General features: G+C 70.8%; 9 protein-coding genes and 1 pseudogene. 6 read left to right on the top strand and 4 right to left on the bottom strand.

The annotated features are described in order from the left end of the window. The first annotated feature begins 26 nt into the window (after positions 1–26). The 6 genes and pseudogenes from HYQ63_RS02000 (at position 27) to HYQ63_RS01975 (ending at position 7409) form a co-directional block, all read left to right on the top strand. Positions 27–1427 (top strand): annotated as a pseudogene (locus HYQ63_RS02000) (MFS transporter). Between the two features lie 285 nt (positions 1428–1712). Then, entirely contained in the window at positions 1713–2798 is a 1086-nt protein-coding gene (locus tag HYQ63_RS01995) for an S-(hydroxymethyl)mycothiol dehydrogenase (RefSeq protein ID WP_179932205.1), read from the top strand. Beyond that, the gene (locus HYQ63_RS01990) at positions 2795–3424 is read left to right on the top strand and encodes an MBL fold metallo-hydrolase (RefSeq protein WP_179932204.1); all 630 of its coding nucleotides are present in this window, start codon (positions 2795–2797) and stop codon (positions 3422–3424) included. Before HYQ63_RS01995 ends, HYQ63_RS01990 begins: the two co-directional genes overlap by 4 nt. A gap of 101 nt (positions 3425–3525) precedes the next feature. Next, complete coding sequence (solA, locus tag HYQ63_RS01985; RefSeq protein WP_179932203.1) at positions 3526–4680, top strand: N-methyl-L-tryptophan oxidase; 1155 nt, start codon at positions 3526–3528, stop codon at positions 4678–4680. Positions 4681–4756: 76 nt separating this feature from the next. Further along, positions 4757–5944, top strand: coding sequence for an NAD(P)/FAD-dependent oxidoreductase (locus HYQ63_RS01980; protein ID WP_179932202.1), 1188 nt, complete (start codon positions 4757–4759; stop codon positions 5942–5944). Positions 5945–6026: 82 nt separating this feature from the next. Further along, the gene (locus HYQ63_RS01975) at positions 6027–7409 is read left to right on the top strand and encodes an L-serine ammonia-lyase (RefSeq protein WP_179932201.1); all 1383 of its coding nucleotides are present in this window, start codon (positions 6027–6029) and stop codon (positions 7407–7409) included. A gap of 25 nt (positions 7410–7434) precedes the next feature. On the opposite strand, the gene HYQ63_RS01970 is transcribed toward HYQ63_RS01975, so the two are convergent. Genes HYQ63_RS01970 through HYQ63_RS01955 form a run of 4 tightly spaced genes read right to left on the bottom strand, consistent with a single transcriptional unit; the run spans position 7435 to position 12016 of the window. Beyond that, on the bottom strand, positions 7435–8031 hold the full coding sequence (locus tag HYQ63_RS01970) for a TetR/AcrR family transcriptional regulator (RefSeq protein ID WP_179932200.1): 597 nt from the start codon (positions 8029–8031) through the stop codon (positions 7435–7437). 33 nt (positions 8032–8064) lie between these two features. Beyond that, the gene (locus tag HYQ63_RS01965; protein WP_257231538.1) at positions 8065–8262 is read right to left on the bottom strand and encodes a hypothetical protein; all 198 of its coding nucleotides are present in this window, start codon (positions 8260–8262) and stop codon (positions 8065–8067) included. Next, positions 8262–9911: a hydantoinase B/oxoprolinase family protein gene (locus tag HYQ63_RS01960; RefSeq protein WP_179932199.1), complete on the bottom strand. Its 1650-nt coding sequence runs from the start codon at positions 9909–9911 to the stop codon at positions 8262–8264. Before HYQ63_RS01960 ends, HYQ63_RS01965 begins: the two co-directional genes overlap by 1 nt. Beyond that, on the bottom strand, positions 9911–12016 hold the full coding sequence (locus HYQ63_RS01955; protein WP_179932198.1) for a hydantoinase/oxoprolinase family protein: 2106 nt from the start codon (positions 12014–12016) through the stop codon (positions 9911–9913). Before HYQ63_RS01955 ends, HYQ63_RS01960 begins: the two co-directional genes overlap by 1 nt. Positions 12017–12021 lie beyond the last annotated feature (5 nt).

Below are 12021 nucleotides of genomic sequence, written 5' to 3'. Positions count from 1 at the left end.
CTCCGTCCCCCATCCCGGGAGGTCAGATGTCCATCCCCGCCATCGACGAGGCGCCACTGAGCGGATTCCACCGAAAACTCACCTGGGCCTGCGCCGGTGGCCCCTTCCTGGACGGCTACCTGCTCAGCATCATCGGCGTCGCGCTGGTCGGCATGAGCAACGAGCTCCAGCTGACCACGGGGGACGAGAGCCTCATCGGCGCCGCCGCACTGGTCGGCATCTTCGTCGGGGGCCTGTTCTTCGGGGCCGTCACCGACAAGCTCGGCCGCGAGGCGATGTACACCATCGACCTGGCGGTCCTGGTGGGCGGATCGCTGCTGTCGGTGTTCGCCACCGAAACCTGGCAGTTCGTCGTGCTGCGCTTCGTGCTCGGCATGGCCATCGGAGCCGACTACCCGATCGCGACGTCCCTGCTGGCCTAATGGGTGCCGAACCGGCACCGTGGCCGGCTGCTCGGCATCCTCACCCTCGCCTGGTACGTCGGTGCGGCGGCCGCCTACGTGGTCGGCTACGTCATGGCCGAGATCGGCGGCGACGGTACCTGGCGGTGGATGCTCGCCTCCGGCGCCGTACTGAGCGCCTTGATCCTGCTGCTGCGCGTCGGCACCCCCGAGTCCCCGCTGTGGCTGGTGAACAAGGGCCGCACCGCCGACGCCCAGAAGTCGATCCAACGGGCCCTCGGGCGCACCATTCCCATCGACGAGCTGCTCGTGGCCTCGGCCGCCGAGCAGTCCGTGGAGAAGAAGCAGATCCGTGACCTGGTCGAAGGCGTCTATCTGCGGCGGACGTTGTTCTGCGGGCTGTTCTACATGTGCCAGATCACGCCGATGTTCGCCCTGTACACCTTCGGCCCCGCCATCCTGGATTCCTTCGGCCTCGGCGAGGGCCACACCAGCAACCTGGGCTCGGCGCTGATCAGCATCGTGTTCGTACTGGGCTGCCTCCCCGCGCTGCGCCTGGTGGACCGGGTGGGGCGACGCCCCGTCATCACCTGGTCGTTCGCCCTGATGGTGGTCCCGCTCGTGGTGCTCGGGGGCGGCTCGTCGCTTCCCATCGGGGTGGTCATCGTGTGCTTCTGTACCTATGCCCTCCTCTCGGGCGGCCCCACGGTGCTGGAGTGGACCTATCCCAATGAGCTGTTCCCCACCAACATCCGGGCCACCGCGGGTGGCGTGGCCACCTCCATCAGCCGTATCGGCGCCGCCGCGGGCACCTATCTGCTGCCGATCTCCCTCAGCAGGCTGGGCATCGGCACGACCATGCTGATCGGCGCCGGAATCACCCTGGTGGGCTGGCTGGTGTCCGTGGCGTGGGCCGAGGAGACGAAGGGCCGCACCCTGGCGGAGACCAGCGCACTCCCCGGCCGCTCCCGGCAGGATGCGGCGGCCGGCGCGCCGGAGGGAAAGTTCGCCCGGCCAACTCCTTGACAGCGGTCACCCGGAAGACAGATTGTTGCTCATAATGAAGCGGCACGCGCCATGCGCAACAAATCGCGACGGCTCGGTCTCGGCCTTCCCACGCTCCCGGCACATCGGTCCGGGGCCGGTCGGCAAGCCGTTCAGTGCACCGTCCGCCGTTCGTGCTCCCCGCGGACAGCGGAGTTCATTCCCCTCCCTCGCCGATCGCTCCGGCGGAGCGACGCGGCGTCCCCGCCACACGAAACCACCGGCCGAAACCGCGCATTCGGCCGCCCCGCAACGAGGAGAGCGACAGTGACACACGAGGTACGCGCCGTCGTCGCCCGGCAGAAGGGCGCTCCGGTCTCGGTGGAGACCGTCCTGGTGCCGGACCCCGGCCCGGGTGAGGCGCTGGTGCAGGTGCAGGCGTGCGGTGTCTGCCACACCGACCTGCACTACCAGCAGGGCGGGATCAACGACGAGTTCCCCTTCCTGCTCGGCCATGAGGCCGCGGGCGTGGTCGAGGCAGTCGGCGCAGGCGTCACCGCCGTGGCGCCCGGCGATTTCGTGGTGCTCAACTGGCGTGCGGTCTGCGGCCAGTGCCGGGCCTGCCGCAAGGGCAAACCGTGGTACTGCTTCGACACCCACAACGCCACCCAGTCGATGACGCTGGCCGACGGCACCCCGCTGTCCCCGGCCCTGGGCATCGGCGCCTTCGCCGAGAAGACCCTGGTCGCCGCCGGGCAGTGCACCAAGGTGGATCCCACCGCCTCGGCCGCCGCGGCGGGACTGCTCGGCTGCGGCGTGATGGCCGGGTTCGGCGCCGCGGTCAACACGGGCGGCGTCGGCCGCGGGGACTCGATCGCGGTGATCGGCTGCGGCGGCGTGGGCATGGCCGCCATCGCGGGCGCCAAGCTGGCCGGCGCCGGCCGTATCATCGCCGTCGACGTCGACCAGCGGAAGCTGAAGTGGGCCGAGGAGTTCGGCGCCACCGACACCGTCGACTCCTCCCAGACCGACGCCGTCGAGGCCATCCGCGCCATTACCGGCGGCTTCGGCGCCGATGTCGTCGTGGACGCGGTGGGCCGTCCCGAAACCTACCGACAGGCCTTCTACGCCCGCGACTTGGCCGGGACCGCGGTCCTGGTCGGCGTCCCCACCCCGGAGATGACCGTCGACCTGCCCCTGCTGGACGTCTTCGGCCGTGGCGGAGCCCTGAAGTCCTCCTGGTACGGCGACTGCCTGCCCTCCCGGGACTTCCCCGCCCTGGTCGACCTCTACCAGCAGGGCCGATTCGACCTCGGCCGCTTCGTCACCGAGGAAATCACCCTGGACGACGTCGAGGCCGCGTTCGCCAAGATGCACCGCGGCGAGGTCCTGCGCTCGGTGGTGATTCTGTGACGGCGCGCATCGAGCACCTGGTCACCTCCGGAACCTTCGAGCTGGACGGGGGCAGCTGGGAGGTGGACAACAACGTCTGGCTGATCGGTGACGAACGCGAGGTCATGGTCATCGACGCCGCACACGACGAAGCGGCCATCGCGGACGCCATCGGCGACCGGCACCTGGTCGGCATCGTGTGCACCCACGCCCACAACGACCACATCAACGCCGCCCCCGCCCTCGCCACCCGCACCGGCGCGCCCATCCTGCTCCACCCGGCGGACACGGTGCTGTGGAAGTCCGTACACCCCCAGCGGAAACCGGACCGGGAGCTGGTCGACGGCGAACTGCTGAGCGTGGCCGGTACCGGGCTGTACGTACTGCACACTCCCGGGCACTCGCCCGGTGCGGTCTGCCTGTACGCGCCCGAGCTGGGAGCCCTGTTCTCCGGCGACACCCTCTTCCAGGGCGGTCCCGGAGCCACCGGCCGCTCCTACTCCGATTTCGACACCATCATCGCCTCGATCCGCGACCGGCTCTTTGCTCTCCCCGCCTCCACCGCCGTACACACCGGCCACGGCGGCACCACCTCGATCGGGGCCGAGGCACCGCATCTCGACGCATGGGTGACCCGGGGGCATTGACGCGCCGTCAGAGAACCCGAATCTGAAAGGAGAGCCATGGGCAACCGCAGAACCAACGCGTTATCGGCAGAATTTCCAGGCGAGCCAGGAGAGATGGACGGATGGCCCCTTCGTACGACGTGATCGTCGTCGGTCTGGGCGGGATGGGAAGCGCAGCCGCCTACCACCTCGCCGCCCGCGGGCAGCGAGTGCTCGGACTGGAGCGCTTCGGCCCGGCCCACAACCTCGGCTCCAGCCACGGCGGATCCCGCATCTACCGGCAGGCCTACTTCGAGGACCCGGCCTATGTGCCCCTGCTGCTCCGCGCCCACGAACTGTGGGAGAAGCTGGCCGCCGACTCCGGCCACGAGGTGTTCACCCGGACCGGCGGCCTCGTGATCGGGCGCGAGGACAGCCAGGCGTTCGCCGGTACGCTGCGCAGCGCCCAGCAGTGGGGCCTGGACCACGAGGTCCTCACCACCGCCGACATCCGGAGCCGCTTCCCCACGTTCAAACCGGGCGCCGAGGACGTCGCCTTCTACGAGCGCAAGGCCGGTGTGGCGCGGCCGGAGGCCACCGTCACCGCCCACTTGGATCTGGCCCGCATCCACGGCGCCGACCTGCACTTCGTGGAAACCGTCTTCGGATGGCAGGCCGACGGGCCGGGCGGCAAGGCGTGGGTGGTCACCGACCGTGGCATCTACACCGCCGACCGGCTGGTCATCGCCCCCGGCGCCTGGGCGTCGAACCTCCTCTCCGACCTCGGTGTGACCGTGACGGTCGAGCGGCAGGTCATGTACTGGTTCCAGCCCGAAGGCGGAACCGGCCCGTTCACCGCCGACCGGCACCCCGTGTACATCTGGGAGGACGCGGACGGCACGCAGATCTGCGGCTTCCCCGCCCTCGACGGTCCCGACGGCGGCGCCAAGGTCGCCTTCTTCCGCAAGGGCCTCCCCAGCAACCCCGAGACCGTCGACCGCCGGGTCCGCTCCGAGGAGATCGGGGCCATGGCCGAATATCTGCGCCTGCGCATCCCCACCCTGCCAACTCGCTTCCTCAAGGCCACGGCCTGCATGTACGCCAACACCCCGGACGAACACTTCGTCCTCGCCCAGCACCCCGAGCACCCGAGGGTGACGGTGGCCTACGGATTCTCCGGCCACGGATTCAAGTTCGTACCCGTCGTCGGCGAGATCCTCGCCGACCTCGCCACCGAGGGCACCACCGAACACCCCATCGCGCTGTTCGACCCCCGCCGCGTGCGCCCCGAAATCTAGCCGCGCATGCGAGACAGCTCGCAACCCGGAGGTACCCCATGATCGTCCCGCGCCACGTCTCCGTCGGGGAGCCCACATGAGGAGCATCACCGTCGTCGGAGCATCGCTGGCGGGCCTGAGCACGGTCCGCGCGCTGCGCACGGAAGGCTTCGACGGCGACATCGTCGTCGTCGGCGAGGAGCGCCACGTCCCGTACGACCGCCCGCCGCTGTCCAAGGAATTCCTCAGGGGCGACGTCGGCGCCGACGCGCTCATGCTCAGCGACACGGAGGAGTATGAGGAGCTCCAGGCGCAGTGGTTGCTCGGCGAGCGCGCCGTGCGGCTCGACACCGCGGCCCGGACCGTCACCCTCGCCGGAGGGCGCGAGGTACGCACCGACGGGATCGTCGTCGCGACCGGCGCCACCCCCCGGACGCTCCCCGGCACGGACGGGATGGCCGGTGTCCACACCCTGCGCACCCTGGACGACGCCCAGGCCCTGCGCGCCGAGCTGCTGGACGGCCTGCCCCGGGTCGTCGTCATCGGCGCCGGGTTCATCGGTGCCGAGGTGGCGTCCACCGCCCACCGGCTCGGCCTCGACGTCACCGTGGTCGAGGCGCTCGACGTACCGCTGGAACGCCAACTGGGGCGCGAAATGGGGCTGGTGTGCTCCTCGCTCCACACCGATCACGGGGTGCGCCTGCTGTGCGGCACCGGCGTGGCGGGATTCGCCGGCCAAGGCCGGGTCACCGGCGTGCAGCTGGAGGACGGGCGCCTGCTGCCCGCCGACATCGTCGTGGTCGGGGTGGGGGTGCGGCCCGCCACCGGCTGGCTCGCCGGTTCCGGTGTCACCGTGGACGACGGCGTGGTGTGCGACGCCGGTTGCGCAACCAGCGTCCCGGGCGTGGTCGCGGTCGGTGACGTCGCCCGCTGCCCCCACCCCTTCACCGGACGGCACGCCCGCATCGAGCACTGGAGCAACGCCACCGAGCAGGCGAAGACCGCCGCCCGCACACTGCTCTCCGGCGCCTCGGCCCAACCTCCGCTCACCGCACCGCACTTCTGGTCCGACCAGTACCGGGTGCGCATCCAGCTCGCCGGGCACGTCGTCCCCGGCGCCGAGCCCGAGGTGGTCGAGGGCGACGTCGACAGCCGCTCCTTCGCGGCCGTCTACCGCCACGAGGGCGCCGCCGTCGCCGTGCTCTCCATGAACCAGCCGAAGCTGTTCAACCGGCTCCGCCGCACCCTCACCGCTCCCTCGGCGGTCCCCGCGTCACTGCCCTGACGGAGAAGACATCCCCTCTCCCGGACCCGAAACCGACAACCCCGCGGGAACGCGCCCGTGATCCCGCCCCACGGAGTATGGCGTGGCAATCAGCGTCTTCGACCTGTTCTCGATCGGCATCGGCCCGTCCAGCTCGCACACCGTCGGCCCGATGCGGGCCTCCCGCATGTTCGCCACCCGGCTGAAGCAGGACGGCCTGCTCGCCCAGACCGCCGCGGTGCGGGCGGAGCTGTTCGGCTCCCTCGGCGCCACCGGCCACGGCCACGGCACCCCCAAGGCCGTGCTGCTCGGCCTGGAGGGCAACGAACCGCACACGGTCGACGTCGCCCGGGCCGAGCCGGACGTCGAACGGATCCGCGCCACCGGGCGCCTCCGTCTCCTCGGCGCCGACATCGGCCCGGCCCACGAGATCGACTTCGACGCCGCGTCCCAGCTGGTCCTGCACCGCCGTCGCTCCCTGCCGTACCACGCCAACGGCATGACGCTCTTCGCGTACGACGAGTCCGGGCATCCGCTGCTGGAGAAGACCTACTACTCGGTCGGCGGCGGCTTCGTGGTCGACGAGGACGCCGTCGGCGAAGACCGCATCAAACCGGAAGACACCCAACTGGCCCACCCGTTCCGCACCGGCGACGAACTGCTGCGCCTGACGCGCGAGACCGGCCTGTCGATCACCGCCCTGATGCTGGAGAACGAGAAGGCGTGGCGCAGCGAGGAGGAGATCCGGGCGGGTCTGCTGGAGATCTGGCAGGTGATGGAGGCCTGTGTCTCCCGCGGTCTCTCCCAGGAGGGCATCTTGCCCGGCGGCCTGAAGGTCCGTCGCCGCGCCGCCAACGCCGCCCGGGCGCTGCGCTCCGAGGGTGACGCGGCGGCCCGCGCGATGGAGTGGGTGACCCTGTACGCGATGGCGGTCAACGAGGAGAACGCGGCCGGTGGCCGTGTCGTCACCGCCCCGACGAACGGCGCCGCCGGGATCATCCCGGCCGTCCTGCACTACTACACCCGCTTCGTCCCCGGCGCCGACGAGGAAGGCATCATCCGCTTCCTCCTCGCGGCCGGTGCCATCGGCATGCTCTTCAAGGAGAACGCCTCCATCTCCGGCGCCGAGGTCGGCTGCCAGGGCGAGGTCGGCTCCGCCTGCTCCATGGCCGCCGGCGGCCTCGCCGAGGTGCTCGGCGGCAGCCCGGAACAGGTCGAGAACGCCGCCGAGATCGGCATGGAACACAACCTCGGTCTGACGTGTGACCCCGTCGGCGGCCTGGTGCAGATCCCCTGCATCGAGCGCAACGGCATGGCGGCGGTCAAGGCCGTCACCGCCGCACGGATGGCGCTGCGCGGCGACGGCCGCCACCATGTCTCCCTCGACAAGGTCATCAAGACCATGAAGGACACCGGCGCCGACATGAAGGTCAAGTACAAGGAGACGGCGCGCGGCGGCCTCGCGGTCAACGTCATCGAGTGCTGAGCGCCGTCAGCGGTCGACCGGCCGTTCAGTCAGGGCGCTCGCCCTCCTGGTCCGTCGCCGTGGACCAGCCGATGAGGGCGCCGCGGAGTGCCGCCACCAGGCGGGTGGCGGCCTCGTCCTCCGTTCGTCCGCTCTTGATGAGGTCGAGGATGTCGCGGGGGTCGAACAGGGTGTTCCACAGGTACAGGGCCTCGTCACCCAGGTCGCCCAGCCCGAGTTCCTCGGTGGTCTGCCGCAGTGGCTCGGCGAGGGCTTCGGCCTGGGGGGCGAGATAGCCGGTGCCCTCGCGCAGCCGTTCGAGGTAGCCGCGGTGGGAGCGCATCTGCGCCATCGCCCCGCCGTGCTCCAGGACGAGCGAGACCCAGTAGCGGGACACCGCCTCCAGCTTGACCATGCCAGTGGTGGTCTGCCGCGCGCTGAACTCGCACAGTTCGGAACCCACCTGTGACCGGAAGGCGTGCAGGATCTCCTGGATGGAGGAGAAGTGCCGGTACGCCGTCGCGGTGGACACCTCGGCGTGCTTGGCGATGTCGGCCAGGCTGACCTGGGTCGGCGAGCTCTCGAACAGCCGCGCGGCGGCCTTGATGAGCTGCCTGCGGTTGCGCTCCGTGTCACTGCGCATCGGCCGACGCTCCTGTTGCATATGAACCACCGTTCAGCGGAGGGCCGAGAGGCCGCGAGCCAGTCGGCGGACCCCCTCGGTGATGGATTCCGGGCTGGCAGCGTACGACAACCGCAGGTGCCCCTCGCCCCGGGCGCCGAACTCGCTGCCCGGCCGCACTGCGGCGAGCGCGGCCCGAATGCCGGTGCCCGCCCCGGTGACCAGCGCGGTCTTGCCGTCGAGGAGCCCCATCAGCCCTCCCAGCCGTAGGCGCGCCGGGCGCCCTCGGGGGTCAGGATGCCCTCGGCGAGGTCGGCGAGGATGGCCTCCCGGTCACGCTCGGCGGCCGGGAACTTGCCGCCGCCACTGGGCAGTTCGATGTCCACCACATCACCCGGGGCGAGGTCGTGCCGCCCCACCGGCTGCGGATGCGGCTCGCCGTTGACCAGCACACGGTTCGGCGTGCCGGGCTCGCCACCGAGGACACCGTCGGCCACATGGTGCATGCGCGAGTAGAACATGGAGTGGGTGACGGGCCGGTCGCCGATGTTGCGGATGACCATGCGCTGACCGGGCCCGCCCCGGTACCGTCCGGCACCGGCCGAGTCCGGGATGATCTCCTTCGCCTCGAACAGCACGGGCGCGGACGATTCCAGGAGTTCGATCGGCGTCGCGGACATGTTGCCCGGGAAGGCGGCGATCACCCCGTCCCCGTGCGGACGGGCGCCGGTGCCGCCGTTGACACAGAGGTTCTCCACGAACCGGCTGCCGTCGGCGCGCGTGCCCGACAGCACGTCCACGGTGACCGGAGCGCTGCCGGAGTGGCCCATGACCCGGTCGGGCAGGACGTCCGCCAGCGCGGTGAAGATCGCGGCGTGCACCATATGGCCGATCCGGTTGCGCATCTCGCACGCGCGGGGGCGCTGGGCGTTGGCGATGGAGCCCTCGGGCGCGGTGACGGTGATCGGCTTGAGGCAGCCCTCGTTGTTGGGAAGGCTGGGCTCCAGCAGACACTTGAGCGGATAGACGGTGTACGCGTACGTGTAGCACATCGGGCAGTTGGTGCCGTACGCCGACTCGGGGGAGGAGCCCGCGAAGTCCACGGTGATGTCGGAGCCGGACACCTCGATGGCCACCTGCAAGTGGATGTCGCCCTCGAAGTCGCCGATGTCGACGGACGCCTCGTAACGCCCGTCCGGTACGCCGGCGATGGCCCGGCGCATCGCGTTCTCGGTGAGCTGATGGATGGTGGCGGCCAGCTCGTCGACCCGGTCCAGGCCGAGGTCGCCCATCAGCGCCAGCAGGCCTTCCGCGCCCACGTGGTTGGCGGCGAGCATGGCCTGGAGGTCGCCCTGCACCTGGTCGGGAGCGCGGACGTTGGAGAGGAAGAGTTCCAGCAGCTGCTCGTTGGGCCGCCCGCCGTCGATCAGCTTGCTCGGCGGGATGCCGAAGCCCTCCTCGTAGACCTCGCGCGCCGAGCCCATGTTGAGGGTGCCGCCGATGTCGGACATGTGGGCGACCGAGCCGGAGAACGCGACGAGTTCACCGTCGATGAAGACCGGGGTCGCGATCGTGACGTCGTTGAGCTGCCCGGTGCCGAGCCACGGATCGTTGGTGATGAGGCTGTCACCGGGGCGCAGCGTCTCGGCCGGGAACTTCTCCAGGAAGTGGCGGACGGTCGCGGGCAGGGTGCCGATGAAGACGGGAATGCTGGTCCTGGGCTGGGCGAGGGAATTCCCCTCGGAATCCATGAGCAGACACGAGTAGTCGCCGACTTCGCGCACGATGCTGGAGAACGCCATGTTCACCAGCGTGGTCGCCGCCTCCTCGGAGAGGGAGACGAGACGGTCCCAGGTGATGCGCAGGGTGATCGGATCGTCCAGGTTGACCCGGGCAGCCATCAGTCGACCTCCATCAGGATGTTGCCGTGTTCGTCGAGGACCGCGGTCGCGTCGGGACCGACGTAGATGGCGCACTCGTCCTCCTGGATGAGCGCGGGACCGTCGATCTTCCGGCCGACGGGAAGGCCGGCGCGGTGCACGACCGGCGCGTCGCGGCGGCCCGGCTCCCGTCCCAGATAGACCGGGATGGTGCGGTGGCCGACGGCGGTGTCCGCGTCCGCGGCCCGGTCCGGCGAGGCCACCGCCGGTGCCTCGGTACGGGCGCGGCCGCGCCAGTTCACGACCTCGGCGGGCACCCCGGGCAGGATGCGCCCGAACCGGCGCCGGTGCGCCTCCTCGAACTCGCCCACGAGCGCGGCGGTGTCGCCGCCGGAGAGGAACGAGTCCGGCACGCGGACGGTGAGTTCGGAGCCCTGGCCGACGTAGCGCACATCGGCCAGGTGCTCGCGCCGCACGGCGCCCCGGTCGACACCGGTGGCGTCGAGGACGGTGAGCGCCTCGGCGAACCCGTCCTCGAACACCGCCCGGACCGTGGCCAGGTCGATGTCCTCGTCCAGCCGGCGGCGGTCGGCGCGGACGAAGTCCGAGGTCGGCGGCGCGGTCAACAACCCGAACGCCGAGTAGACACCGGCCCCGGCCGGGAAGTACACCTCCCGCACACCGAGCAGCTTGCCGAGCGAGTACGCGTGGCTGGGACCCGCTCCGCCGAACGCCAGCATCGTGAGGTTCGCCGGATTGACGCCCTTCTCGACCGCGTGGGTGCGCAGCGCCTCGGCCATCTTGTTGTTGGCGACCTCGTGGATGCCCCAGGCGGCCTCCTCGATGCTCAGACCCAGCGGTTCGGCGACCCTTGCGAGCGCGGTCCGCGCCGCCTCGACGTCCAGGGTCATCCGGCCGCCCAGGAAGGAGCCGGGGTCGAGCAGCCCGAGGACGACGTTGGCGTCGGTGACGGTCGGCTCGGTGCCGCCCTTGGCGTAGCAGGCGGGACCCGGGTCGGCGCTCGCGCTCTCGGGGCCGATCTCCAGCAGCCCGAGTGCGTCGACCCGTGCGATGCTGCCGCCGCCCGCCCCGATCTCGATCATGTCGACGACGGGCAGCTTCACCGGCAGCCCGCTGCCCTTGAGCAGCCGGTCGGCGCGGCCCACCTCGTAGTCGGTGGTGATGGAGGGCTCACCGCCGCGCACCAGACACGCCTTGGCGGTGGTGCCGCCCATGTCGAAGGCGAGAACCTCCTGGTGTCCGCCCTTCTTGGCGAAGTCGGCGGTGGCGACGACACCGGCCGCGGGCCCCGACTCGATGATGCGGGTCGGGAACTCGCCCGCCACCGACGGCGCGATGAGGCCGCCGTGCGACCCCATCACCAGCCAGTCCCCGTTGAATCCGCCGCCCCGCAGCTTCGTGTCGAGCCGGGCCATGTACCGCTTGGCCTTGGGCTGGATGAACGCGTTCATCGCGGTCAGGACGCCCCGGTCGTACTCGCGGATCTCCCGGGAGACATGGTGCGAGACGGAGACGCTGACGCCGGGCAGTTCGCGGGTGAGGATGCGGGCGGCCTCCCGCTCGTGCTCGGGCCAGGCGTAGCTGTGCAGGAACAGCACGGCGACCGCCTCGTACTCCTCCTCGCGCAGCCGGTGGGCCAGTTGGACGAGTTCCTCCTCGCGCAGCGGGCGGACGACCTCCCCGGCCGCGGTGACCCGCTCGTCCAGTTCGAACGCCTGGGACCGGGGGAGGAGCGGCGGGGCGGGGGAGCCGTCCAGGTCGTAGATGTCGTAGCGGTACTCGCGGCCGAGGACCAGGACGTCACGGAACCCCTTGGTGGCGACGAACGCGGTCCTGGCGCCCTTGCGCTCCAGGAGGGAATTGATGGCGAGGGTGGTGCCGTGGATCAGCGAGGTGACGTCCTCGGCCCGGAGACCGGCGAGTTCGAGGAGGCTGACCAGCCCGTCGTAGGCGCCCTCGGAGGGGTCGGCCGGGGTGGTGAGGGTCTTGTGCCGGTACGTCCCGCCGGTGGCGTCGTCCAGGAGGACCAGGTCGGTGAAGGTGCCGCCGATGTCGAACCCCACCCGCCAGCGGGACTGGGCGCTCACCTCGGTTTTCTCCGTCATCGGGA

The organism is Streptomyces sp. Rer75 (assembly GCF_013414305.1).
In the GTDB taxonomy this organism is placed as follows: domain Bacteria; phylum Actinomycetota; class Actinomycetes; order Streptomycetales; family Streptomycetaceae; genus Streptomyces; species Streptomyces himastatinicus.
Note: the sequence above shows the minus strand (reverse complement) of the source record. Positions and strands in the feature narration are given on the sequence as shown.

Bases quoted from the DNA above. Each gene is read 5' to 3' on its own strand.
- solA (WP_179932203.1), top strand. From the start codon at position 3,526: ATGGCCCCTTCGTACGACGTGATCGTCGTCGGTCTGGGCGGGATGGGA.
- HYQ63_RS01980 (WP_179932202.1), top strand. From the start codon at position 4,757: ATGAGGAGCATCACCGTCGTCGGAGCATCGCTGGCGGGCCTGAGCACG.
- HYQ63_RS01970 (WP_179932200.1), bottom strand. From the start codon at position 8,031: ATGCGCAGTGACACGGAGCGCAACCGCAGGCAGCTCATCAAGGCCGCC.
- HYQ63_RS01965 (WP_257231538.1), bottom strand. From the start codon at position 8,262: ATGGGGCTCCTCGACGGCAAGACCGCGCTGGTCACCGGGGCGGGCACC.
- HYQ63_RS01960 (WP_179932199.1), bottom strand. From the start codon at position 9,911: ATGGCTGCCCGGGTCAACCTGGACGATCCGATCACCCTGCGCATCACC.
- HYQ63_RS01955 (WP_179932198.1), bottom strand. From the start codon at position 12,016: ATGACGGAGAAAACCGAGGTGAGCGCCCAGTCCCGCTGGCGGGTGGGG.